Here is a 24,657-nt window from a genome sequence, read left to right on the forward strand (position 1 = left end):
ACGGATCCACCGCCGTCTGCGGGCCGGTAGCCCGGGTAAGGCGCCTGCGCCGCGACCCGGGAAGGGAAGACTTACTGCTTATCCAGCGACCAGGTCGCGCTGCGAACATCGACTTTCACCGGCAGCAGGCCGATACGGGTGAAGGTATCCGCCAGCGCCTGCTGTTCGTTATAGACCGCAGGCGTCATACGCTCGGCGCCATAAGGCAGACGCGCCAGCGTCTTCAGCCAGATAGCCTTATCCAGCCCGGTTGAGGTGGAGAGGATCCCGGCGGCATCGTCCTGATGACTGTTGGCCCATTCGCTCAGTTTACCCAGCTCATCCACCACCTGCTTTGCGGTATCCGGATAGGTGTCGGCAAATTTGCGGCTGGCCAGGTAGAAGGTGTAGTGCGGCACCAGCCCTTCGGCATTGCCAATCTGTCGCGCTTTGGCGTTCGTTTCCACTTCGGCGAGGAACGGATCCCAGATAACCCAGGCGTCAATAGCGCCGCGCTGGAAGGCGGCGCGGGCGTCAGCAGGCGGCAGATAGACCGGCGTGATATCTTTATAGCTCAGCCCGGCTTTCTCCAGCGCGGTCACCAGCAGGTAGTTTACGTCGGAGCCTTTATTGAGCCCCACGCGCTTGCCCTTAAGATCGGCCACGCTCTTAATTGCCGAGTTTTCCGCCACCACGATGGCCTCGGTTTTTGGGTTCGCCGGGGAGTGGGCTAAATAGACCAGATCCGCCTGCGCCGCCTGAGCAAAGGCCGGCGGCGCATCGCCGGTGGCGGCGAGGTCGATGCTGCCGACGTTCAGCCCTTCCAGCATCTGCGGCCCGGCGGGAAATTCAATCCAGCGGACGGCGATACCCTGCTTTTTGAAGCTTTCATCGAGGGTGCCGCGATATTTAAGCAGCGCGAAGATATTAGCTTTCTGATAACCGATATTCACGGTCTCCGGCGCTTTCGCCAGCGCGGAAGCGGATAAGCCTGCAAGCAGTAGCAGCAGCGCCGGGCGGGATAATCTGAGCATGATTTGTTCTCCTTGAGCGGTTTTTCCGTAAGGTAACAAATCGTCTTTATAACTAATAAATAACTAAATTATCATTTATATAACATAAATGAAGGAGGAGGGCAGGGAAAGGAAGCCCGGCATGCCGCAGCATACCGGGAGGGGGCGTTAATCGCAGGCGACAATCTTCATTGCCAGGCCGCCGCGCGAGGTTTCACGATATTTGGCGTTCATATCTTTGCCCGTTTCGTACATGGTCTCGATGACTTTATCGAGGCACACCCGCGGCTCGCTGGTGCGGCGCAGGGCCATACGCGCGGCGTTGACCGCCTTGACCGCTGCGATAGCGTTACGCTCGATGCACGGCACCTGCACCTGGCCGGCAACCGGATCGCAGGTGAGACCGAGGTTGTGCTCCATACCAATTTCCGCCGCGATGCATACCTGACCCGGACTGCCGCCAAGCAGTTCAGCCAGACCGGCCGCCGCCATTGAACAGGCTACGCCGACTTCACCCTGGCAGCCCACTTCGGCGCCGGAAATCGAGGCGTTCATCTTATAGAGCGAGCCAATGGCGCTGGTGACCAGCATATAGCGCGCCAGCGAGTTGGCGTTCACTTTGCGGATGAACTTGTCGTAGTAGGCCAGCACCGCAGGTACGATACCGCAGGCGCCGTTGGTCGGCGCGGTCACGACGCGTCCGCCGGCGGCGTTCTCTTCGTTAACCGCCAGGGCGAACATGTTAATCCAGTCAACGACCGCCATCGGGTCGCTGTTGGTGTTGTCCTGGCTTACCAGCATCCGGCGCAGCGCGGCGGCGCGACGCGGCACCCGCAGCTTGCCCGGCAGAACCCCCTCGGTGGTGATGCCGCGCTCAATTCCGCTGCTCATCACTTCCCAGACCGCGGCAAAATGCTGCTCCAGCGCTTCTTTACTGTGCAGCGCCAGCTCGTTTTGCATCATCAGCCCGGAGAGCGATAGCCCGCTTTCGCGGCAGTGGCGCTGCAGATCTGCGGCGTTTTTATACGGATAAGGTACGGCGACCGGCGCCTCGCGGGTCACGCCGAAATGGTCTTCATCGACGATAAACCCGCCGCCGATGGAGTAATACGTCTGGCTGTAGAGAACCTTCTCGCCGCCGAGGGCGGTAATACGCATGCCGTTTTCATGCCGCGACAGGTTGTCGGCGTGGAAATTCATGCACTGATCGACCGGGAACGCCACTTCCTGCTGGCCGTTTGCCAGCATCAGGCGGCCATGGGTGTTGACGTCCTGGATAAAGCCGGGAATCGCGTCGATGTCGACGGTATCCGGCAGGTTGCCCGCCAGGCCCATAATAATCGCGATATCGGTATGGTGGCCTTTTCCCGTCAGGGAAAGGGAGCCGTAGACATCGACGACGACTTTGGTTACCTCGGAAAGCAGCCCGCGCTCAATAAGATCGTCCGTGAATTGTTTGCCCGCTTTCATCGGTCCAACGGTGTGGGAGCTGGAAGGGCCAATGCCGATTTTAAAAATATCGAATACGCTGATCATGATGCATCCAGTGCTGTCGGGAGCGCCGCCGTCAGGCGGCGCGGGGGATATTAACTAAACAGAGAGTAGAAAATCGCGGAGATAGCAATCAGGCCCATAATCACCACGAAAACGTTGCTGACGTGGCCGCTGTATTTACGCATCGCCGGGACTTTCTGAATCGCGTACATCGGCATCAGGAACAGAATCATCGCGATAATCGGGCCGCCCAGGGTTTCGATCATCCCGAGGATGCTGGGGTTCAGCGTCGCCACAATCCAGGTGGTGACCAGCATGAACAGGGCGGTGATTTTGTTCAGTTTATTGATTTCGATGGACTTGCCTTTACCGCGCAGGGATTTAATCACCATGCCGTTAAAGCCTTCGCGAGCGCCCAGGTAGTGGCCAAGGAAGGATTTAGTGATGGCGATCATCGCAATGATCGGCGCCATCCAGGCGATGATCGGCGCGTTAAAGTGGTTCGCCAGGTAAGACAGAATCGAGATGTTCTGATCTTTCGCCGCCGCCAGATCCGCCGGGGAGAGGCTCAGTACGCAGCTGAAGACGAAGAACATGACGGTCAGCACCATCATGATGTGCGCGCGGGCCAGAATGCTGGAGCATTTTTTCTCTGCGCCCTGGCCGTACTCTTCGCGTTTCGCGACGGCGAAGGAGGAGATGATCGGCGAGTGGTTAAAAGAAAACACCATCACCGGAATCGCCAGCCACAGGGTCATCCACAGGCCGTTGCCGGTCGCGGTCGCGCTGCTCAGGGAGAGGGTTTCCAGCGCCGCGCCGTTCCACTGCGGGATCAGATAAAAGGCCAGAATCATCAGCGCGACCACGAACGGGAACACCAGCACGCTCATCGCTTTCACAATCATCTGCTCGCCGAAGCGCACGATGGTCATCATGCCGACAATCAGAATCAGGGAAAGAATGGCGCGAGGCGGCGGCGTTATGTGCAGCTGGTGCAGCATAAAGCTTTCCACGGTGTTGGTGATCGCCACGCTGTAGACCAGCAGAATCGGGTAGATGGCGAAGAAGTAGAGCAGGGTAATCAGCTTACCTGCGCCAACGCCGAAATGCTCTTCGACCACTTCAGTGATGTCTTCGCCCGGATTCTTACCGGACAGCACGAAACGGGTCATCCCGCGGTGGGCGAAGAAGGTCATCGGGAAGGCCAGAATCGCCATGATGATCAGCGGGATCATGCCGCCGACGCCGGCGTTGATCGGCAGAAACAGGACGCCCGCGCCGATAGCCGTGCCGTACAGGCCCAGCATCCACATGGTGTCCGTCTTACGCCAACCGCTACGGGTAGCATCCGAAACGATGGTGCTGGTTTGAGTGGTTTCCATCTGTATCTCCTGGAGGAAGCAACAAAATCTATTGAATAAAAAAGACCAAATAATATGAAATTCGTTTGTTTACGGTTTTTTAGGCATTTTATCCGTAACAATTGGTGCGGGAAGATACATTTATATGGTGAATGCATCAGTGATCGCGATCTCAAATGCAATAATCCACTTTAAATGTAAGCAATTTTAGTCCAACAGCCTGTTTCTGGTGATCAGCCAGAGATTTGTGGCGCGGAGGCTATCATTTTCAGCATATGAGAGAATAGTGGCGCGACGTAATAACGAGGTTTTTACTGTAAAAATGCGAAGTTCTCGACGTTTTTACGTTAAAAGGCGTTTTTCCTGGTGATATTTATTGCAGTTTTTGGAAACGCAAACGATTGGCTTTTGTAAAGGCGATGCTAAAAATTCATAAAAGGAATGATTTATCTGGAAAGCATACGGGCGAATGGAGAAGCGAAAAAGCGGAGAAAGAGTGCCGCCCGGGCGGGGAGAAATAGCCCGGGGGCGTAAGCCGCCGCCCGGGAGAAGAGGAGAAGAGAACTCAGGAACAGATTTCGTAGCAGGGGATGTAAGCGGTGCCGCCCGGCAGCTTCATACGATGCTGCGCCACAAAGCCCTGCAGCAGATCGTCCATGCGGCGCATCATTGCCGGGTCGCCGTGAATCTTATACGGGCCGAATTTCTCGATAGCCTGGATACCCACCTCTTTAACGTTACCGGCGACGATACCGGAGAAGGCGCGGCGGAGATCCGCTGCCAGCACTTCCACCGGCTGGTCCGGATAGAGTTTAAGGTTGGCCATATTCTCATGGGTCGGATCGAACGGCATCTGCAGGTCCGGCGCAATGCGCATCGACCAGTTGAAGCTGTAGGCGTCGCCGGTCTCGCGGCGATTCTCTTTCACCATCGGCATCGCTTTTTTCATCTGCCGGGCCACTTCCGCGGCGTCGTCAACGATAATGCGATAGTGACGACGGGCGGCTTCACCCAGCGTATGGACGATAAACTCATCCAGCACGCGGAAATAATCGGCGCTCTCTTTTGGCCCGGTGAGAATCAGCGGCAGAACCTGCGACTTGTTCGACGGGTGCATCAAAATGCCCAGCAGATAGAGCAGCTCTTCCGCCGTGCCCACGCCGCCCGGGAAGATGATGATGCCGTGGGCGATGCGCACGAACGCCTCCAGGCGTTTTTCGATATCCGGCATGATGATCAGTTCGTTCACCAGCGGGTTCGGCGGCTCGGCGGCGATAATCGACGGCTCGGTCATACCGATAAAGCGGCTGTCTCTGTAACGCTGCTGCGCGTGGCCGACCGCGGCGCCTTTCATCGGCGCTTCCATCGCGCCCGGTCCACAGCCGGTACAGATATTCAGTTCGCGCAGGCCCAGCTGGGTGCCGACGCGGCGGGCGTACAGATATTCGTTTTCGTTAATCGAGTGGCCGCCCCAGCAGACAATCATGTTTGGCGCTTCGCCGACGTGCAGGGCGCGGGCGTTACGCAAAATGGAGAATACCAGGTTGGTGATATGCACCGAGCTTTCAAGATCGAGATTCGGGAAGCGAACGGTGTTGTGGATCTGGCCGTAGACGAACAGGATATCGCGCAGTACGGCAAACAGGTTGGCCTGCAGGGAACGGATAATACGCCCGTCAACGAAAGCGTCTTCCGGCGGGTTGATCAGTTCCAGCTTCACGCCGCGTTCGCGACGCAGCACGTTAATATCGAAGTTTTCAAAACGAGACAGAAGCTCCTTGCTGTTATCGGTCAGGCTCCCCGAGTTGAGCACAGCAAGCGAGCAGTTGCGAAAGAGTTGATACAGGTCACTGCTGGCGGTGCGTTTAAGCATATCCACTTCCAGCTGCGACAGCATATCCATTGAACCAAGCGGGCTAACATGTGTAATCAAGTGAACTCCTTACAGGACGATTATCGTCTTCCTGTGATTACAATAGCCCTGCTGATGGCGTTTTCACAACCTTGCGCGCGGGTTAACGCGCGCAAATTGTGAAAATGTTTACTATTGACGGGCGAGGCGACCGGTGGCCGGCACAAAATCGGTATTGCTGCGCCACGGGTTGATATCAAGACCGCCTCGTCGCGTGTAGCGCGCATAAACGGAAAGGGCTTCCGGCTGGCAGAAACGCTGAATGTCATTGAAGATGCGCTCTACGCACTGCTCGTGGAACTCGTTGTGGTGGCGGAATGACACCAGATAGCGCAGCAGCTTTTCGCGATCGATTTTCGCCCCGCGATACTGGATTTGCACCGACCCCCAGTCTGGCTGGTGGGTAATCAGGCAGTTGGATTTCAGCAGATGGCTGACCAGGGTCTCTTCGACCACTTTGCCGGCCGCGGCGTCCTGCAGGTAATCGGCGCTGAACTGGTAATTATCGATTTCAATATCCTGATCGTCGATGCAGGTACCGTGCAGATGAGCGACCGGCTGGCCTTCGAGCTCATCGAGGCGATACAGCGCTACCTTCACTTCTCCTTGCGCACAGGCGCTGAGATCGCGCGCCAGCGTCGCCTCGACCGCCTGCCAGTCGGCAAAGCGCGTCTGGTTGAAGCTGTTGAGATAGAGCTTAAAGCTTTTTGATTCCACCAGGTTTACGGTGGTATCGCTGAGCTCCACGTGGCCCACGGCGACCTGCGGCAGGCCTTTGGCGTTCAGCCAGGAGAGCTCATACAGCGTCCAGATATCGGCACCGTGAAACGGCAGGTTATCGGCGTGCAGATCCAGCGGGTCGCGGTTCAGGCTGCGCGGGACGCCCTGAAGCAGGCTTGCGTCGTAGGTATCGCGGTAATCGGTTGATTTTCCGAGCGTCAGGCCAGCCAGCGCCTGATGATTATCGTAAGAAGACATGTTTCACCATAGTTAAAGCGGTTACACTATATGCCAAGTGTATCCTGTCTAACGTGAAGAGAGAAACCGGTGGACCAGCAAACCGCAGAAGCGCTACAAGCATTTACCCAACGTTATTGTGAGGCGTGGCAGCAGCAGCGCTCCAGCCTGCCGCGCAGCGAAGAGCTTTACGGTATCCCGTCGCCGTGCGTCAACGGCACGGATGATGACGGCGTTTTCTGGCAGCCGCAGCCGTTTTCATTAGCACAAAATATTGACGCGGTTGAACGGGCGCTGGAGATTGTGGTACAACAACCGCTTCATGCTTATTATACCACTCAGTTTGCCGGCGATATGCAGGCGCGTTTTGCCGATGAAACTGCCGATGAAACCATGACGCTGCTGCAAACCTGGAGCCCGGATGATTTCCAGCGGGTGCAGGAGAATCTGATTGGTCATCTGCTGGTGCAAAAGCGTTTGAAGCTGTCGCCCACGCTGTTTATCGCCACGCTGGACAGCGAACTGGAGGTCATTTCGGTCTGTAATATGAGCGGTGAAGTGATCAAAGAGACCCTCGGCACCCGAAAACGGACGACCCTTTCTCCCTCGCTTGCGAGTTTCCTTAATTCCCTTAAGCCAGTTCTGTAATCCACAGTACCCAAACTTTTGTGAGAGATCTCTTACAAGACCTGTAAGAGATCGTCATCATTTAAGCCGATCCTTCAGGGGGCGTATTTTAAGAAATATAATATTTTTCAAGTGATTAATGATTTTCTCATTAAGGATACTGACGATTAATCTTAAGATATTGTCTTAACAAGGGTTGTAAGACAGGGCGGAATCAGGGATTCTATACACATCGACAGGGAGTTGATAAAGGAAGTGAACATCAGGATGATGACGCTTCTGCAGGACCCGCCGGGATGGCGTTGCAAGGACAGGCTTCAGGATGAAGCACAGGATAACGCAGGATTGCGTAAAAGGACACCTCCAGGAAGGAGAACGAGAGCCGAGCGGGACGTTCGGTGGATCAGGAAGATCAGGACAGACTTAAGGATGAGTTATTTCGCATCGGGGTGGTGTGAAAGCAGGATGCAACTGTTTATGGATGAACATGGTCAGGAGACCTCAGGAAAAGTTTTCAAGGACGAGCAGGGAGCACCAATGTAGCTGGATTGCTGCAAAACGAACCGGGAGCACTGTTTTATACAGTGCTCCCTTTTTTTATTTCTCGTCTGAATTTGCTATTCTGCGCCGGTTTTTAACTCACCGAGGTTTCCCATGACTCTTGACCATCGCGTGCGCGAGCGCCTGCTCGCCATTGAAGCGCTGCTGCGCGAAACGGAACACTGGCAGGATAGTGCCCCCGATAGCCGCGCGTTTGCCAGCGAACAGCCGTTTTGCCTCGACACCATGGAGCCGCTTGAATGGCTGCAGTGGGTATTGATTCCGCGTATGCACCAGCTTCTGGAAAGCGGAACGCCGCTGCCGCAGAACTTCGCCGTTGCGCCCTATTATGAGATGGCTCTGGATAATGCTCACCCCGTGCGCGAGCGGGTGCTGGCCGAACTGGTCCTGCTGGATGCGCTGTTTGCCGGCGGCGAAGCCTGATGCTGGAGATTTTATATCAGGACCAGTGGCTGGTCGCGGTGAACAAGCCATCGGGCTGGCTGGTGCACCGCAGCTGGCTGGATCGTGATGAAAAAGTGGTGGTGATGCAGACCGTGCGCGACCAGATAGGCCAGCACGTGTTCACCGCCCATCGCCTCGACAGGCCGACGTCCGGCGTGCTGCTGATGGGGCTGTCGAGCGAAGCGGGAAGATTGCTGTCGCAGCAGTTCGAGCAGCATCAAATGCAGAAACGCTATCATGCGATCGCTCGCGGCTGGCTGAACGACGAAGCGGTGCTTGATTACCCGCTGGTTGAGGAACTGGATAAAATCGCCGATAAGTTTGCCCGCGAAAATAAAGACCCGCAGCCGGCGGTGACGCATTATCGCGGCCTGGCGACGGTAGAGATGCCGGTGGCGACCGGCCGTTACCCCACGACCCGCTATAGCCTGGTGGAGCTTGAACCGAAAACCGGACGTAAACACCAGCTACGTCGCCATCTTGCCCATCTTCGCCATCCGATTATCGGCGATAGCAAACACGGCGATTTGCGGCAGAATCGCAGCGCGGCGGCGCACTTTGGCTGCGATCGGCTGATGCTGCACGCCAGCCAGCTCTCGTTAACGCATCCCTTTACCGGCGAACCGTTGGTTATTCGCGCCGGTCTTGACGACGTCTGGATGCGCGCGCTGTCGCAGTTTGGCTGGCGCGGCCTTCTCCCGCTAAATGAAAGGGTTGAGTTTGCCGACGACTGCGGTCAGGATGAAGAGATACAGGTCAATTCAGGGAGATAGTCATGGCAGAAGTCGGAATTTTTGTCGGCACGATGTATGGAAATTCGCTCCTGGTCGCCGAAGAGGCGCAGGCTATTTTGAGCGGGCTGGGGCATCAGGCGAAAGTCTTTGAGGATCCCGAGGTCAAAGACTGGGAGTCGTATAGCGGTAGATATGTGCTGGTGGTGACATCGACCACCGGACAGGGCGATTTACCGGACAGTATCGTGCCCTTGTACGAAGGCATCAAAGATATGTATCAGCCGCATTTACGCTATGGGATTATCGCCCTGGGCGATAGCACCTACGCTAACTTCTGCGGCGGCGGCCTAAAGTTTGATGCGTTATTGCAGGAACAGGGCGGCACGCGCGTTGGCGAGATGCTGATGATTGACGCCAGCGAAGATCCGGAGCCCGAAAGCGTCTCTAACCCATGGGTAACGCAGTGGGCGTCGCTGCTCGATTAAAAAGTTTCGCCCTCTCCCTACACTAGAGGGCGCCCCTTTTTTACTGATGTTCAATGCCAGAGCCAGATTAACGGTCAAAAAGATCGTACCAATTCTCCACGTGGCTGGCTTCGGGCATTTGCCTTAAAACCTGTGTAATGCCAGGGCCTTTACCGGGCTATTTCACGGGGTCAAGAGAGTTGATTCACACTCCTGCCTTTTGCACCGCCGTTTCCGCCTCTGAACGCGCGCGGTTTTTCATTTCCGTGAACCATCCCCCATCTTATTAGGCATACGCCATAAATCACATTTACTCAGCCGGTGAAAGCTGTGTATTTGCACGGTGAGCCCGCCAGCCCCTCTTTTTATACTTTCCCTGCCAGTTCCCAATGCAGTGCCAGATATAACGAAAACAATGAAAAACACTAACACGTCATTCTGAGTACCCTACAGGTTGTGCTGTTCAGAATGAACGTAGCTAACGCTATGATTCAGGAGTGCAACAATGAGTTCATTAAGTCAGGCGGCGAGCGGCGCTGAAAAGCGCACCAATGCTCGCTACTGGATAGTGGTGATGCTGTTTATCGTCACATCCTTCAACTACGGCGACCGCGCCACCTTATCCATTGCCGGATCGGAGATGGCCAAAGATATTGGTCTTGACGCCGTTGGCATGGGGTATGTTTTCTCCGCGTTTTCATGGGCCTATGTGATCGGCCAAATCCCGGGCGGTTGGCTGCTTGACCGTTTCGGTTCAAAACGCGTCTACTTCTGGTCCATTTTTATCTGGTCCATGTTTACCCTGCTGCAGGGCTTCGTCGATATCTTCAGCGGCTTCGGCATTATCGTCGCGCTGTTTACCCTGCGTTTCCTTGTCGGCCTGGCCGAAGCGCCATCTTTCCCCGGAAACAGCCGTATCGTCGCGGCGTGGTTCCCGGCGCAGGAGAGGGGCACCGCGGTGGCTATCTTTAACTCCGCGCAATACTTTGCCACCGTTATTTTTGCGCCAATCATGGGTTGGCTGACCCATGAGGTGGGCTGGTCGCACGTGTTCTTCTTTATGGGCGGACTCGGGATTATCATCAGCTTTGTCTGGCTGAAGGTCATTCATGAACCCAACCAGCATCCGGGCGTGAACCAAAAAGAGCTGGATTACATCGCCGCTGGCGGCGCGCTGATCAACATGGATCAGGCGGCGGCCAAAGCTAAGGTGCCGTTTAGCGTAAAATGGGGGCAAATTAAGCAGCTGCTGGGCTCCCGCATGATGATTGGCGTCTATATCGGACAGTACTGCATTAACGCTTTAACCTATTTCTTTATCACCTGGTTCCCGGTTTATCTGGTGCAGGCGCGCGGCATGTCCATTCTGAAAGCCGGTTTTGTCGCTTCGGTGCCGGCTATCTGCGGCTTCGCGGGCGGCGTGCTCGGCGGGATTATTTCCGACTGGCTGATGCGTCGTACCGGCTCGCTGAACATCGCGCGTAAAACGCCGATCGTGATGGGGATGCTGCTGTCGATGGTGATGGTGTTCTGTAACTACGTCAACGTGGAGTGGATGATTATCGGCTTTATGGCGCTGGCCTTCTTCGGTAAAGGCATCGGCGCGCTGGGCTGGGCGGTCATGGCTGATACGGCACCGAAAGAGATCAGCGGACTGAGCGGCGGTCTGTTCAACATGTTCGGCAATATCTCCGGCATCGTGACGCCAATTGCGATTGGCTACATCGTTGGCACCACCGGTTCGTTTAACGGCGCGCTGATTTATGTGGGCGTCCATGCGCTGGTGGCGGTGCTGAGCTATCTGGTTCTGGTCGGCGATATTAAGCGTATTGAACTGAAACCTGTGGCAGGACAATCATCATGACAACGCAATCGAGCCCCGTTATCACCGACATGAAGGTTATCCCGGTTGCCGGGCAGGACAGTATGCTGCTCAATATCGGCGGTGCCCATAACGCGTACTTTACCCGTAATATCGTGGTGCTGACCGACAGCGCCGGCAATACCGGCGTCGGCGAAGCGCCCGGCGGCGAGGTGATTTATCAGACGCTGGTGGAGGCGATCCCGATGGTTTTGGGGCAGGAAATCGCCCGCCTGAATAAAGTGGTTCAGCAGGTGCATAAAGGCAACCAGGCCGCGGATTTTGACACCTTTGGTAAAGGCGCCTGGACGTTCGAACTGCGGGTGAACGCGGTGGCGGCGCTGGAGGCTGCGCTGCTGGATCTGCTGGGCAAGGCGCTCAACGTGCCGGTTTGCGAACTGCTGGGGCCGGGCAAGCAGCGCGATGCGGTGACCGTGCTGGGCTACCTGTTCTACGTGGGCGATCGTACGAAGACCGATCTGCCCTATCTGGAAAGCACGCCGGGCAGCCACGCGTGGTATCGCCTGCGTCATCAGGAAGCGCTGAACAGCGAGGCGGTGGTGCGGCTGGCGGAAGCCGCGCAGGATCGCTACGGCTTTAAAGATTTCAAACTCAAGGGCGGCGTGCTGCCCGGCGAGCAGGAGATCGAAACCGCCCGCGCGCTGAAGAAGCGTTTCCCGGATGCGCGCATTACGGTCGACCCTAACGGCGCCTGGCTGCTGGATGAAGCCATCGCCCTGTGCAAAGGGCTGAACGATGTGCTGACCTACGCCGAAGACCCCTGCGGCGCCGAGCAGGGCTTTTCCGGCCGCGAAGTGATGGCGGAATTCCGCCGCGCCACCGGTTTGCCGGTGGCAACTAACATGATCGCCACCAACTGGCGCGAAATGGGCCATGCGGTGATGCTGAACGCCGTGGATATTCCGCTGGCCGATCCGCACTTCTGGACCCTGTCCGGCGCGGTGCGCGTGGCGCAGCTGTGCGATGACTGGGGCCTGACCTGGGGCTGTCATTCCAATAACCACTTTGATATTTCACTGGCCATGTTCACCCACGTCGGCGCGGCGGCGCCGGGTAACCCCACGGCCATCGATACCCACTGGATTTGGCAGGAGGGAGATTGCCGCCTGACCAAAAATCCGCTGGAGATTAAGCACGGAAAAATTGCTGTTCCGGACGCGCCAGGACTTGGCGTTGAGCTGGACTGGGAGCAGGTACAGAAAGCGCATGAGGCGTATAAAAAGCTGCCCGGCGGCGCGCGTAATGACGCAGGCCCAATGCAGTACCTGATCCCCGGATGGACTTTTGACCGTAAACGCCCCGTTTTCGGCCGTCACTGATTTGAATAAGGACTAAATTATGAGCGCACAATTTTCGACCCCCGTTGTTTCTTCTATGCAGGTCATTCCGGTCGCGGGCCACGACAGCATGCTGATGAACCTGAGCGGCGCGCACGCCCCGTTCTTCACGCGCAATATCGTGGTGATCAAAGATAATTCCGGCCATACCGGCGTCGGTGAAATCCCCGGCGGAGAGAAAATCCGCACCACCCTGGAGGACGCGATCCCGCTGGTGGTCGGTAAGACGCTGGGTGAATACAAAAACGTGCTGACCGCCGTGCGCAATACTTTCGCCGACCGCGACGCCGGTGGACGCGGTTTGCAGACCTTCGATCTGCGTACCACAATTCACGTAGTGACCGGGATCGAAGCGGCGATGCTTGACCTGCTGGGCCAGCATCTGGGCGTGAACGTGGCGTCTCTGCTGGGCGATGGCCAACAGCGCAGCGAAGTGGAAATGCTCGGCTACCTGTTCTTCGTCGGTAACCGTAAAGCCACGCCGCTGCCGTATCAGAGCCAGCCCGATGACAAATGCGACTGGTATCGCCTGCGTCATGATGAAGCGATGACCCCGGATGCGGTGGTGCGCCTGGCGGAAGCGGCGTATGAGAAATATGGCTTTAATGACTTTAAACTGAAAGGCGGCGTACTGGCCGGGGAAGAGGAAGCGGAGTCCATCGTTGCGCTGGCGAAGCGCTTCCCGCAGGCGCGCGTGACCCTCGATCCGAACGGCGCGTGGTCGCTGGATGAAGCGATCAAAATTGGCAAATACCTGAAAGGCTCTCTGGCCTATGCGGAAGATCCGTGCGGCGCAGAACAGGGCTTCTCCGGACGCGAAGTGATGGCGGAGTTCCGCCGCGCCACCGGCCTGCCGACGGCGACCAATATGATCGCGACCGACTGGCGTCAGATGGGCCACACGCTGTCGCTGCAGTCCGTCGATATCCCGCTGGCGGATCCGCACTTCTGGACCATGCAGGGTTCCGTCCGCGTGGCGCAGATGTGCCACGAGTTTGGCCTGACCTGGGGCTCGCACTCTAACAACCACTTTGATATCTCGCTGGCGATGTTTACCCACGTGGCAGCGGCAGCGCCGGGTAAAATTACCGCCATCGACACCCACTGGATCTGGCAGGAGGGTAACCAGCGTCTGACCAAAGAGCCCTTTGAAATTAAAGGCGGGATGGTACAGGTACCGGCGAAACCGGGTCTGGGCGTGGAGCTCGATATGGATCGGGTGATGAAAGCCCATGAGCTGTACCAGAAACACGGCCTGGGCGCGCGCGATGACGCGATGGGCATGCAGTATTTGATCCCGAACTGGACGTTTGATAACAAGCGTCCGTGCATGGTGCGCTAAAGAAATACCGGTCCCTTCGGGGACCGGTTTCCTGCACGGCGTCGGGTAATCGTTCATTTTAAGGACAGCATATGAAGATAGTGATCGCACCGGATTCATACAAGGAGAGCCTGAGTGCGCTGGATGTCGCAACCGCGATAGAACAAGGTTTTCGGGAAATTTACGCCGATGCGGAGTACGTCAAGCTGCCGGTTGCCGACGGTGGCGAAGGAACCGTTGAAGCCATGGTTGCCGCGACCCAGGGATGCCGGATTGCGGTCACCGTCACCGGTCCGCTCGGTGAACCCGTGGAGGCCTTTTATGGCCTGTCGGGCGACAGGCAGTGCGCGTTTATTGAAATGGCGGCGGCAAGCGGCCTGGAGAGCGTACCGCCGGCGCGGCGAAATCCTTTGCTGACCACTTCATGGGGGACCGGCGAGCTGATTCGCCATGCGCTGGATGCCGGAGTGAGCCAAATTATTATCGGCATCGGCGGCAGCGCGACGAACGACGGCGGCGCCGGGATGGTACAGGCGCTGGGGGCGAAACTGCTGACCAAAGATAACCAGCAGATTGCCGCCGGCGGACGCGCGCTGGAGAGCCTCGCGCGCATCGACGTTAGCGAACTTGATAAACGCCTGGCCGGCTGTCGTATTGACGTCGCTTGCGATGTTACCAACCTGCTGACGGGACCACAGGGTGCGACGGCGGTATTTGGGCCGCAGAAAGGGGCGACGGCGGAGATGATCCCCTGCCTGGACAACGCGCTGGCCCATTTTGCCGATATTATCCATCGCGATTTAGAACTTGATGTGCTGCATCTTGAAGGCGGCGGCGCGGCGGGGGGAATGGGCGCGGGCCTGTACGCCTTTTGCGGCGCAAAGCTGCGGCCGGGCATTGAGATTGTGACCGATGCGCTCCATCTTGCCGATATCGTGGCGGATGCGGACCTGGTGATCACCGGCGAAGGGCGTATCGATAGCCAGACGGTTCACGGCAAAGTGCCGGTTGGCGTGGCGAGGGTGGCAAAACGCTACAACCTGCCGGTCATCGGCATTGCCGGGAGCCTGACGGCTGACGTCGGCGTCGTGCATCAGCACGGCCTGGATGCGGTATTCAGCGTGATTTATTCCGTTTGCACCCTGGAGCAAGCACTGGAAAATGCCGCCGAAAACGTGCGTATGACGGCGAGAAACGTCGCCGCCGTGCTGAAAATGGGCCGGCTATTATAGGTTTTCCCCCGGTCGCGAAGCGCAGACCGGGGCTCGCGTTTTATATCCTCTAAATCCCCAACAGCTTACAGGCTTCGCGCGCGACGTTGTCCATTTCATCCAGCAGCTCCAGAAACTCCGGCTCCATCTCCTCGGCGGCGGTGCCCGCGCGTAGCTGGCTCTCAAGGGTGTGACACAGTTTTTTCAGCCGCGGCACGCCGCTATAGCTACAGCTGCCGTGAAGCTTATGAATAAGATCCAGCACGCCTTCCGGCTGTTCTCCCACCAGCTGTTCTTCTACCTTGTTACGCACCTCCGGCATAAAGGCGAGCAGCATCTGCAGCATTTCCCGCGCCAGATCCGGTTTCATCGCCGCCTGACGCAGCGCCAGCTGCCAGTCGAGGGTGATGTCATGGTTAACGGGCGGCTCAACAGGCTCCGCGGCGACCTGCGGCGGTAGCGTCTTTCCCGGCTGGTAGCGCAGCAGCAGGCTGTAGAGCTTATCCTCCTCAATGGGTTTCGCCAGATAGTCGTTCATCCCCGCGCTGAGTAATTTCTCTCGCTGCCCTTCCAGGGCGTGGGCGGTCACGGCGATCACCGGCGTTTGCTGTTGATGAGGGAGCTGGTGAATCAGTTCGCAGGCGCGGATCCCATCCATCTCCGGCATCTGAATATCCATCAGAATCAGATCCTGCTGCGTTTCTCTGGCCCGCTCGACGGCGTGCTGGCCGCTGTCGCAGAGGATAACGTGCTGGACTAAATCCTCCAGCAGGGCGCCGATAAGCTTGAGATTCGCCGGATTGTCATCAACGGCCATGACCGTCATCGGAAGCTTCTTACTATCGGAACGCGGCGGCAGAACCGTCGGCTGCGTCTGGCAGGAGGCCGTCAGCGCTGGCAGTAAGCGCGTTGAGGTCAATGGCTTAAGCAAACAGGCGGCAATGCCGTCCTGGCGCAGCGTTTCGGCGCTGACCTGGGCGTGGCACGGCAGGGCCAGCACCAGATGATCGGCAAGCTTGCTGGCTCTTTCCAGCTTATCGCGATGCTGGCTCAGGTCGCGTATTGATACGGGAATGCCGGCCAGCAGGATATCGTAGTGAGCATCCGGTAGGGCGGTCATCGTCGGACTGTAAACCACCTCCAGCGGCGTTGTCGCCAGTAGCTCCATCGTACACTGCGCCGCCGCCGCGTTGGCCTCGATATAGGCCAGCTTTTTACCCGCCAGGCACTGGGTTGGCACGCTGTCGGGAACCGCGTTGGGGTTGAGGTCGAGGCTGATATGGAACCAGAACGTCGAGCCGCGATTAGGCTGGCTATGGAAGGAGATATCGCCGCCCATCTCTTTCACCAGCCGCTGGGTGATGACCAGCCCAAGTCCGGTTCCGCCGTGGCGACGGGAGATGCTGGCGTCGGCCTGGCGGAACGCCTGGAACAGACGCGACTGATCGCGTTCAGGAATCCCGATACCGGTATCGTGGATCTGGACTTCGATTTGTACTCTTGAGTTGCTGATGGCGCGCTGTTCCACCAGCACGTCGATATTGCCGTGTTCGGTAAACTTGATGGCGTTGCCCATCAGGTTGGTAATAATTTGCTGCAGGCGCAGCGGGTCGCCAATGACGTTATCCGGCACATCGTTTTTGATATTCAGCGTCAGCTCCAGCCCCTTATCGTGCGCCGAGTGCGCCAGCAGCGTGACCACCTCGTCCAGCGAAGTGCGCAGCAGGAACGGAATACTCTCCAGAATAAGCTTCCCGGCTTCGAGCTTAGAGAAGTCCAGAACATCGTTAATGATGGCCAGCAGATTATTCGCGGAACGCTCAATGGTCGTCAGGTGATCGCGCTGGGTGGTGTTTAAGTCGGTCTTCAGCGTCAGGCGGGTAAAGCCAATGACGCCGTTGAGCGGCGTGCGCAGTTCATGGGACATGTTGGCGAGGAATTCGGATTTGATTCGCGCCGCTTCCTGCGCGCGTTTTTTCGCCAGGTCCAGCTCGACGTTCTGGATTTCCATCTGTTCAAGCGTTTCCCGCAGATCCGATGTCGCCTGATCGACGTTATGCTGCATCTCTTCGTGGTAGGCCGCCAGCGACATAGCCATGGAGTTGATACCGTTTTTCAGCATATCCAGCTCGCCGAGCATAAAGCCTTCGACGCGGCTATCAAGCTGGCCCCGGCGGATGCGGTCAACGGTATTCACCATATTGCGGATCGGCCCGGTCACGTCGCGCATCAGCCGCCAGCCGAAGATCAGCGCAATACCGATACAGAACAGCATCATCACGCTGGAGATAAAGATCTCTTTGTACTGCTGTAGCCGCACCGATTTGAGATCCATCTCAAGCGCCACGTAGCCCAGCATATTATCCGGCATCTTGGCATCGCTTCCCGGCGATTCATCCGGTGAATAGCTTTCCGAGATAATAGGGGTACGCAAAATCATCAAATCGCCGTGGCGCACCACGCTCAGGCGGCGGGGAAAGGGTTCCCCTTTTGGCAGCTGAAGTTCGCCGGGATCGAGCTGAAAGTTAGAGGTGACGAACAGCCTGTTGTGCGAGTCGTAGATGGAAATGGCGCGCACAATATCGGAGTGGCGGCGGTGCAGTACGCTGATGAGCTGCCCGATTGACTCGCGGTTTTGCAAATTCATGCCATATTCACTGGAGACCGCCAGCGGTTCGATAATACTGGCGCCGGCATCCTCCAGCTGGCGCTGTAGGTCGTTATAGCGGTGTGCGACGAAGAAAATACTGAGCAGCAGACCGATCAGAACGGTAGGCGCCAGAATAAGAATCATCATGCGGGCACGAAGGCTGTAGTTGGTCATGCGGTTCCATTATGGGAGAATATACACATCATCTTTCAGGAGGCTGGTGCGTTGTTACTCTGGCTCATCCTGACCGAACTCTTATCCAGAGTCAGTATATTTAATTGAGACAAATCTCTACGATGGCGCAATTCTACTCTGCAAAACGGCGTGTGACGACGCGCCAGATCATAACCGTTACAGTAAATGACCTTGACCCCTTCGGCCAGGGCGTTGCGCGTCATCAGGGTAAGGCGCTGTTTATCAGCGGTTTATTGCCACAGGAGCAGGCTGACGTTGTTGTGGTCGAAGATAAAAAACAGTACGCCCGCGCCCAGGTTAAACGCCGTCTTAGCGATAGCCCGCAGCGGCAGGCGCCGCGCTGCCCGCATTTTGGCATCTGCGGCGGGTGCCAGCAGCAGCACGCCAGCATTGAACTGCAGCAGCAGAGCAAACGCGCCGCGCTCGCGAGGCTGATGAAGCGCGACGTTGATGACATTATAGCCGCTTCGCCGTGGGGCTATCGCCGCCGGGCGCGTCTGAGCTTGAATTATCAGCCAAAGTCCCAACAATTACAGATGGGCTTCCGCAAGGCTAACGCCAGCGAGATCGTCGATGTGGTGCAGTGCCCCGTTTTGGTGCCCACTCTTGGTGCGCTATTGCCCGCGGTACGTGAATGTCTTAGCGAATTGAAATCGGTGCGTCAGCTTGGCCACGTTGAGCTGGTGCAGGCGGATAACGGCCCGCTGATGGTATTGCGCCATACGGCGGCGCTTCCCGCGGCAGATAAAGAAAAGCTGGAACGTTTTTCGCAATCTCACGGTCTTTCCCTGTACCTCGCCCCGCAAAGCGAGATACTGGAACATATTCGCGGGGAAGCCCCCTGGTATACCTCGGACGGTCTACGCTTAGTGTTCAGTCCGCGCGATTTTATCCAGGTGAACGATGGCGTAAACCAACTGATGGTGCGTACGGCGCTGGAATGGCTGGATATCCAGCCTCAGGATCGCGTGCTGGACCTCTTTTGCGGCATGGGCAACTTTACCCTGCCGCTGGCGAAGCGTGCGGCGCAGGTGGTTGGCGTTGAAGGGGTTCCCGCGCTGGTGGCGAAGGGCCAGGAGAACGCGGCGTTGAACGGGTTGCATAATGTGACTTTCTTCCATGAGAACCTGGAAGAGGACGTCACCCGCCAGGCGTGGGCGAAGCACGGTTTTGATAAGGTCTTGCTCGACCCGGCGCGCGCCGGCGCGGCGGGCGTTATGTTACATATTATAAAATTAGCGCCGCGTCGGGTGGTGTATGTTTCATGTAACCCGGCGACCCTGGCGCGCGATAGCGACGTTTTATTGCAGGCGGGATATACCATTCAACGCCTGGCGATGCTCGATATGTTCCCGCATACCGGACATCTGGAATCAATGGTGTTGTTTGAGCACAAGAATCATTCAAATCGCAGTGAAGCGGCATCCTCAGAAGCAGGTGACTGAGATAAAAGACGAACGCCAGCGTTGACGCGGTTTGAAGGATGAAGTGTAAAAGTTGAGGCTTGCCGACTTCGGCAGGCGGTCCCTTAAGGAGAGGACAATGGTTGCGGTAAGAAGTGCACATTTAAATAAAGCTGGTGAATTTGACCCGAAGAAATGGATCGCGAGTCTGGGAATTTCCAGCCAGCAGTCGTGTGAACGCTTAGCCGAAACCTGGGATTATTGTCGAGAGAAAACGCAGGGGCATCTGCAGGCCGATCTCCTGCTATGGCGCGGCGTGGAGATGGTGGAAATTCTCTCCATGTTGAGCATGGATATCGATACGCTGCGCGCGGCGATGCTTTTCCCGCTGGCGGACGGCAACGTCGTCAGCGAAGAGATCATGCAGGAGAGCGTCGGGAAATCGGTCGTCACCCTGATCCACGGCGTGCGGGACATGGCCGCGATACGCCAGCTTAAAGCCACCCATACGGATTCGGTCTCCTCTGAACAGGTGGACAACATTCGCCGCATGCTGCTGGCGATGGTCGATGACTTCCGCTGCGTGGTGATTAAAATCGCCGAGCGCATCGCCCATCTGCGTGAAGTGAAAGATGCGCCGGAAGATGAGCGCGTACTGGCGGCAAAAGAGTGTACCAATATTTACGCGCCGCTGGCCAACCGCCTGGGGATCGGCCAGCTGAAGTGGGAGCTTGAAGATTACTGCTTCCGCTATCTGCATCCGGCGGAATATAAGCGAATCGCTAAGCTGTTACACGAGCGGCGCATCGATCGTGAACATTATATTGATGAATTCGTCAGCCATTTACGCACGGAAATGAAAACCGAGGGCGTCAAGGCTGAGGTCTACGGGCGTCCCAAGCATATCTACAGCATCTGGCGCAAAATGCAGAAAAAACATCTCGCCTTCGACGAGCTGTTTGACGTGCGGGCGGTGCGTATTGTCGCCGAGCGCCTGCAGGACTGCTATGCCGCGCTGGGGATCGTGCATACTCATTACCGCCATCTGCCGGATGAGTTCGATGATTACGTCGCCAATCCCAAGCCTAATGGCTACCAGTCAATTCATACCGTCGTGCTTGGCCCCGGCGGAAAAACCATTGAAATTCAGATCCGTACCCGCCAGATGCATGAAGATGCCGAGCTGGGCGTGGCCGCGCACTGGAAGTATAAAGAGGGCGCCAGCGCAGCGGCCAGCGGCGGGCGCGGCTATGAAGATCGCATTGCCTGGCTGCGTAAACTGATCGCCTGGCAGGAAGAGATGGCCGATTCCGGCGAGATGCTGGATGAGGTGCGTAGCCAGGTCTTTGATGACCGGGTTTATGTCTTTACGCCGAAGGGCGACGTGGTGGATTTGCCTTCGGGTTCGACGCCGCTCGATTTTGCCTACCATATACACAGCGATGTCGGCCACCGCTGCATCGGGGCGAAAATCGGCGGGCGTATTGTGCCGTTCACCTATCAGCTGCAGATGGGTGACCAGATTGAAATCATCACCCAGAAGCAGCCCAACCCCAGCCGCGACTGGCTGAACCCGAACCTTGGCTACGTCACCACCAGCCGCGGGCGTTCCAAAATTCACGCCTGGTTCCGCAAGCAGGATCGCGACAAGAATATTCTTGCCGGGCGACAGATCCTTGATGATGAGCTCGAGCATCTGGGTATCAGCCTGAAGGACGCGGAAAAGCATCTGCTGCCGCGCTACAACTTTAACGAGCAGGACGAACTGCTGGCGGCGATTGGCGGGGGCGATATTCGCCTCAACCAGATGGTTAATTTCCTGCAGGCGCAGTTTAATAAACCCAGCGCGGCGGAGCAGGATGCGGCGGCGTTAAAGCAGCTGCAGCAGAAAACCCACGCTCCGCAGAATCGCAGCAAAGACAATGGTCGCGTGGTGGTGGAGGGCGTCGGCAATCTGATGCACCACATTGCGCGCTGCTGTCAGCCGATTCCCGGCGACGAGATCGTGGGCTTTATCACCCAGGGCCGCGGGATCTCGGTGCACCGCGCGGATTGCGATCAGCTCGCGGAGCTACAGTCTCATGCTCCCGAGCGCATCGTTGACGCGGTGTGGGGAGAGAGCTACTCGGCGGGCTACTCGCTGGTGGTGCGCGTCCAGGCCAACGATCGTAGCGGCCTGCTGCGCGACATCACCACCATTCTCGCCAATGAGAAGGTCAACGTGCTGGGCGTTGCCAGCCGCAGCGATACTAAACAGCAGATGGCGACGATCGATATGACCATTGAGATCTACAACCTGCAGGTGCTGGGGCGCGTACTGGCGAAGCTGAATCAGGTACCTGACGTCATCGACGCCCGTCGTCTGCACGGCGGATAAACTCCCACGCTTATGTCAGCCGGGTCAGGCGCTACCGCCACCCGGCATTTTTTTATCAGGACAGACTTATGACTCAAATCGAACGCCTGCTCGGCATTATGCGGCGTCTGCGCGATCCGGAAAACGGCTGCCCGTGGGACAAAGAGCAGACCTTTGCCACCATCGCGCCGTATACCCTTGAAGAAACCTATGAAGTGCTCGACGCTATCGCCCGCGAAGATTTTGACGATCTGCGCGGTGAGCTGGGCGACCTGTTGTTCCAGGTCGTCTTCTACGCTCAGATGGCGCAGGAAGAGGGGCGCTTTGATTTTAACGATATCTGCGCCGCCATCAGCGACAAGCTGGAGCGCCGTCATCCGCATATTTTCGGCGAGGCGAGCGCCGGTAGCAGCAGCGAAGTGCTGGCCCGCTGGGAACAGATCAAAAGCGCTGAGCGAGCGGAAAAGTCCCAGCACTCCGCGCTGGACGACATCCCGCATAGCCTTCCGGCGCTGATGCGCGCGCATAAAATCCAGAAACGCTGCTCGGCGGTAGGCTTTGACTGGACCTCTCTGGGGCCGGTGCTGGATAAAGTGCACGAAGAAATAGATGAAGTGATGCACGAAGCGCAGCAGGCCGTGGTGGATGAAGCTAAACTGGAGGAGGAAGTGGGCGACCTGCTGTTTGCGACGGTCAATTTATCCCGCCATTTAGGGGTAAAAGCCGAAGTTGCGCTGCAAAAAGCCAACCTGAAGTTTGAGCGCAGGTTCCGCGAAGTTGAGCGGATTGTCGCCGCGCGCGGCCTGGAAATGACCGGCGTTGACCTCGATACCATGGAGCTGGTGTGGCAGGAAGTAAAACGCCAGGAAACTGATCTCTAAAGAGTTTTCGTGATCAAGCGCTATTTGTGTGATTTTTTAAATAACAAGCGCTTGATTTACGTCAAAAACATTTCGCCAAAAGCGGCTATTTTCTCACTCCCTGCGTTTGTGTGGGCCTGATGAAAAGGAGGGATAATGAAAGTTTGTGGCGTCAGTCATGATCGGGTATACTGCTTTCCCGTCCTGGTTATTCTATCGTCTTTTAAACCTAACTTCTCAGGTTCAGCATGACAACGAACTATATTTTTGTGACCGGCGGGGTCGTATCCTCTCTGGGTAAAGGCATTGCCGCAGCTTCCCTCGCAGCCATTCTCGAAGCCCGCGGGCTTAACGTGACCATGATGAAACTGGATCCGTACATCAACGTCGATCCGGGCACCATGAGCCCAATCCAACACGGGGAAGTGTTCGTTACTGAAGACGGCGCTGAAACCGATCTGGACCTGGGTCACTACGAGCGTTTCATTCGCACCAAGATGACCCGTCGCAACAACTTCACCACGGGTCGTATTTACTCTGACGTCCTGCGCAAAGAGCGTCGCGGCGACTATCTGGGTGCCACCGTTCAGGTTATTCCGCACATCACCAACGCGATCAAAGAGCGCGTGCTGGCCGGCGGTGAAGGCCATGATGTGGTGCTGGTTGAAATCGGCGGCACCGTTGGCGATATTGAATCGCTGCCGTTCCTTGAAGCGATTCGCCAGCTGGCGGTGGATATCGGTCGTGAAAACGCGCTGTTTATGCACCTGACCCTGGTGCCGTACATGGCCGCCGCGGGTGAAGTCAAAACCAAGCCGACCCAGCACTCCGTTAAAGAACTGCTCTCCATCGGTATTCAGCCTGACATTCTGGTCTGCCGCTCCGATCGCGCTATTCCGGCGAACGAACGTGCCAAAATTGCATTGTTCTGCAATGTGCCGGAAAAAGCCGTTATTTCGATGAAAGATGTCGATTCCATTTATAAAATCCCGGGCCTGTTGAAATCTCAGGGTCTGGACGATTATATTTGTAAACGATTCAGCTTAAACTGTCCGGAAGCGAACCTGGCCGAATGGGAACAGGTTATCTACGAAGAAGCGAACCCGGCAGGTGAAGTCACCATTGGTATGGTCGGCAAGTACATTGAACTGCCGGACGCCTACAAATCGGTGATTGAAGCGCTGAAACACGGCGGTCTGAAAAATCGCGTCACCGTCAACATCAAGCTGATTGATTCGCAGGATGTGGAAACGCGCGGCGTCGAAATTCTGAAGAATTTAGACGCAATCCTGATTCCTGGTGGCTTCGGCTATCGCGGGGTTGAAGGTAAGATTGCCACCGCGCGCTACGCGCGTGAAAACAACATTCCATACCTGGGCATTTGCCTGGGGATGCAGGTTGCGCTGATTGAGTTCGCGCGCAACGTAGCGGGGATGGAAAACGCCAACTCAACGGAATTTGTGCCAGACTGTAAGTACCCGGTCGTGGCCCTGATTACCGAATGGCGTGATGAAGACGGTAATGTCGAAGTCCGCTCTGATAAGAGCGATCTCGGCGGCACGATGCGCCTCGGCGCGCAGCAGTGCCAGCTGGCTGAAGATAGCCTGGTGCGCCAGCTGTACGGCGAGCCAACCATTACCGAACGCCATCGTCACCGCTACGAAGTCAACAATATGTTGCTGAAGCCGATTGAAAATGCGGGCCTGCGTATTGCGGGCCGTTCCGGGGATGATCAGTTGGTCGAGATCATCGAGGTGCCTAACCATCCGTGGTTCGTCGCCTGTCAGTTCCATCCGGAGTTTACTTCGACGCCGCGTGATGGCCATCCGCTGTTTGCTGGCTTTGTGAAAGCCGCAGGCGAGTACCAGAAGCGTCAGGCGAAGTAAAAGAGTTAGA

At 56.9% G+C, this 24,657-nt stretch carries 18 protein-coding genes; 12 read left to right on the plus strand and 6 right to left on the minus strand.

All coding sequences use genetic code 11. The annotated features are described in order from the left end of the window. Positions 1 to 71 precede the first annotated feature (71 nt). From ABLV30_RS06120 to queF, 5 genes are all read right to left on the minus strand, one after another. On the minus strand, positions 72 to 1,013 hold the full coding sequence (locus ABLV30_RS06120) for an aliphatic sulfonate ABC transporter substrate-binding protein (RefSeq protein ID WP_014226608.1): 942 nt from the start codon (positions 1,011 to 1,013) through the stop codon (positions 72 to 74). Between the two features lie 147 nt (positions 1,014 to 1,160). Continuing rightward, positions 1,161 to 2,528 carry an L-serine ammonia-lyase gene (locus tag ABLV30_RS06125; protein ID WP_032751051.1) on the minus strand — a complete coding sequence of 456 codons (1,368 nt, stop codon included), beginning with the start codon at positions 2,526 to 2,528 and terminating at the stop codon, positions 1,161 to 1,163. A 50-nt stretch (positions 2,529 to 2,578) separates the two neighbouring features. After that, positions 2,579 to 3,868 carry an HAAAP family serine/threonine permease gene (locus ABLV30_RS06130; protein ID WP_004124376.1) on the minus strand — a complete coding sequence of 430 codons (1,290 nt, stop codon included), beginning with the start codon at positions 3,866 to 3,868 and terminating at the stop codon, positions 2,579 to 2,581. 544 nt (positions 3,869 to 4,412) lie between these two features. Next, a complete protein-coding gene (gene ppnN, locus ABLV30_RS06135) occupies positions 4,413 to 5,780 on the minus strand; it encodes a nucleotide 5'-monophosphate nucleosidase PpnN (RefSeq protein WP_004853652.1) in 1,368 nt (455 codons plus the stop codon). Between the two features lie 111 nt (positions 5,781 to 5,891). Then, a complete protein-coding gene (gene queF / locus ABLV30_RS06140; RefSeq protein ID WP_004853651.1) occupies positions 5,892 to 6,737 on the minus strand; it encodes an NADPH-dependent 7-cyano-7-deazaguanine reductase QueF in 846 nt (281 codons plus the stop codon). A 69-nt stretch (positions 6,738 to 6,806) separates the two neighbouring features. Between queF and syd the strand changes: the two genes are divergently transcribed. The 8 genes from syd to ABLV30_RS06180 all read left to right on the plus strand — a co-directional run bounded on the left by syd (position 6,807) and on the right by ABLV30_RS06180 (position 15,318). Beyond that, positions 6,807 to 7,364 (plus strand): SecY-interacting protein, encoded by a 558-nt coding sequence (gene syd / locus ABLV30_RS06145; protein ID WP_014226606.1) that lies wholly within the window; start codon positions 6,807 to 6,809, stop codon positions 7,362 to 7,364. A 633-nt stretch (positions 7,365 to 7,997) separates the two neighbouring features. Further along, positions 7,998 to 8,327, plus strand: coding sequence for a YqcC family protein (locus ABLV30_RS06150; RefSeq protein WP_014226604.1), 330 nt, complete (start codon positions 7,998 to 8,000; stop codon positions 8,325 to 8,327). Further along, positions 8,327 to 9,121, plus strand: coding sequence for a tRNA pseudouridine(65) synthase TruC (gene truC, locus ABLV30_RS06155; protein ID WP_014226603.1), 795 nt, complete (start codon positions 8,327 to 8,329; stop codon positions 9,119 to 9,121). Before ABLV30_RS06150 ends, truC begins: the two co-directional genes overlap by 1 nt. A 2-nt stretch (positions 9,122 to 9,123) precedes the next feature. Continuing rightward, positions 9,124 to 9,567, plus strand: coding sequence for a flavodoxin (locus ABLV30_RS06160; RefSeq protein WP_014226602.1), 444 nt, complete (start codon positions 9,124 to 9,126; stop codon positions 9,565 to 9,567). Positions 9,568 to 10,051: 484 nt separating this feature from the next. Further along, positions 10,052 to 11,410, plus strand: a complete 1,359-nt coding sequence (gudP, locus tag ABLV30_RS06165; RefSeq protein ID WP_004124361.1) for a galactarate/glucarate/glycerate transporter GudP — start codon at positions 10,052 to 10,054, stop codon at positions 11,408 to 11,410. Then, positions 11,407 to 12,747, plus strand: coding sequence for an enolase C-terminal domain-like protein (locus tag ABLV30_RS06170; RefSeq protein ID WP_014226601.1), 1,341 nt, complete (start codon positions 11,407 to 11,409; stop codon positions 12,745 to 12,747). The genes gudP and ABLV30_RS06170 overlap by 4 nt, the downstream gene beginning before the upstream one ends. Positions 12,748 to 12,766: 19 nt before the next feature. Next, positions 12,767 to 14,107: a glucarate dehydratase gene (gene gudD / locus ABLV30_RS06175; protein ID WP_014226600.1), complete on the plus strand. Its 1,341-nt coding sequence runs from the start codon at positions 12,767 to 12,769 to the stop codon at positions 14,105 to 14,107. Positions 14,108 to 14,178: 71 nt separating this feature from the next. Beyond that, on the plus strand, positions 14,179 to 15,318 hold the full coding sequence (locus tag ABLV30_RS06180) for a glycerate kinase (RefSeq protein ID WP_265800382.1): 1,140 nt from the start codon (positions 14,179 to 14,181) through the stop codon (positions 15,316 to 15,318). A gap of 49 nt (positions 15,319 to 15,367) precedes the next feature. Here the strand turns inward: ABLV30_RS06180 and barA are convergent, their stop codons facing one another. After that, a complete protein-coding gene (gene barA, locus ABLV30_RS06185) occupies positions 15,368 to 18,121 on the minus strand; it encodes a two-component sensor histidine kinase BarA (protein WP_048260293.1) in 2,754 nt (917 codons plus the stop codon). A 122-nt stretch (positions 18,122 to 18,243) separates the two neighbouring features. Between barA and rlmD the strand changes: the two genes are divergently transcribed. From rlmD to pyrG, 4 genes are all read left to right on the plus strand, one after another. Continuing rightward, positions 18,244 to 19,587: a 23S rRNA (uracil(1939)-C(5))-methyltransferase RlmD gene (gene rlmD / locus ABLV30_RS06190; protein ID WP_014226597.1), complete on the plus strand. Its 1,344-nt coding sequence runs from the start codon at positions 18,244 to 18,246 to the stop codon at positions 19,585 to 19,587. Positions 19,588 to 19,684: 97 nt separating this feature from the next. Beyond that, the gene (gene relA / locus ABLV30_RS06195) at positions 19,685 to 21,922 is read left to right on the plus strand and encodes a GTP diphosphokinase (protein WP_221841925.1); all 2,238 of its coding nucleotides are present in this window, start codon (positions 19,685 to 19,687) and stop codon (positions 21,920 to 21,922) included. Between the two features lie 68 nt (positions 21,923 to 21,990). Continuing rightward, positions 21,991 to 22,782, plus strand: a complete 792-nt coding sequence (gene mazG / locus ABLV30_RS06200) for a nucleoside triphosphate pyrophosphohydrolase (RefSeq protein ID WP_048260291.1) — start codon at positions 21,991 to 21,993, stop codon at positions 22,780 to 22,782. Positions 22,783 to 23,009: 227 nt separating this feature from the next. Further along, a complete protein-coding gene (pyrG, locus tag ABLV30_RS06205) occupies positions 23,010 to 24,647 on the plus strand; it encodes a glutamine hydrolyzing CTP synthase (RefSeq protein WP_004105009.1) in 1,638 nt (545 codons plus the stop codon). The last annotated feature ends 10 nt before the right edge of the window (positions 24,648 to 24,657 follow it).

Source organism: Klebsiella sp. CN_Kp113 (genome assembly GCF_040064585.1).
Lineage (GTDB): Bacteria > Pseudomonadota > Gammaproteobacteria > Enterobacterales > Enterobacteriaceae > Klebsiella > Klebsiella michiganensis.

Coding starts and splice junctions, on each gene's coding strand:
- rlmD (WP_014226597.1), top strand. CDS start 18,244: ATGGCGCAATTCTACTCTGCAAAACGGCGTGTGACGACGCGCCAGATC.
- ABLV30_RS06170 (WP_014226601.1), top strand. CDS start 11,407: ATGACAACGCAATCGAGCCCCGTTATCACCGACATGAAGGTTATCCCG.
- truC (WP_014226603.1), top strand. CDS start 8,327: ATGCTGGAGATTTTATATCAGGACCAGTGGCTGGTCGCGGTGAACAAG.
- pyrG (WP_004105009.1), top strand. CDS start 23,010: ATGACAACGAACTATATTTTTGTGACCGGCGGGGTCGTATCCTCTCTG.
- gudP (WP_004124361.1), top strand. CDS start 10,052: ATGAGTTCATTAAGTCAGGCGGCGAGCGGCGCTGAAAAGCGCACCAAT.
- ABLV30_RS06180 (WP_265800382.1), top strand. CDS start 14,179: ATGAAGATAGTGATCGCACCGGATTCATACAAGGAGAGCCTGAGTGCG.
- ABLV30_RS06160 (WP_014226602.1), top strand. CDS start 9,124: ATGGCAGAAGTCGGAATTTTTGTCGGCACGATGTATGGAAATTCGCTC.
- mazG (WP_048260291.1), top strand. CDS start 21,991: ATGACTCAAATCGAACGCCTGCTCGGCATTATGCGGCGTCTGCGCGAT.
- barA (WP_048260293.1), bottom strand. CDS start 18,121: ATGACCAACTACAGCCTTCGTGCCCGCATGATGATTCTTATTCTGGCG.
- ABLV30_RS06125 (WP_032751051.1), bottom strand. CDS start 2,528: ATGATCAGCGTATTCGATATTTTTAAAATCGGCATTGGCCCTTCCAGC.
- ABLV30_RS06120 (WP_014226608.1), bottom strand. CDS start 1,013: ATGCTCAGATTATCCCGCCCGGCGCTGCTGCTACTGCTTGCAGGCTTA.
- ABLV30_RS06130 (WP_004124376.1), bottom strand. CDS start 3,868: ATGGAAACCACTCAAACCAGCACCATCGTTTCGGATGCTACCCGTAGC.
- ABLV30_RS06150 (WP_014226604.1), top strand. CDS start 7,998: ATGACTCTTGACCATCGCGTGCGCGAGCGCCTGCTCGCCATTGAAGCG.
- gudD (WP_014226600.1), top strand. CDS start 12,767: ATGAGCGCACAATTTTCGACCCCCGTTGTTTCTTCTATGCAGGTCATT.
- queF (WP_004853651.1), bottom strand. CDS start 6,737: ATGTCTTCTTACGATAATCATCAGGCGCTGGCTGGCCTGACGCTCGGA.
- relA (WP_221841925.1), top strand. CDS start 19,685: ATGGTTGCGGTAAGAAGTGCACATTTAAATAAAGCTGGTGAATTTGAC.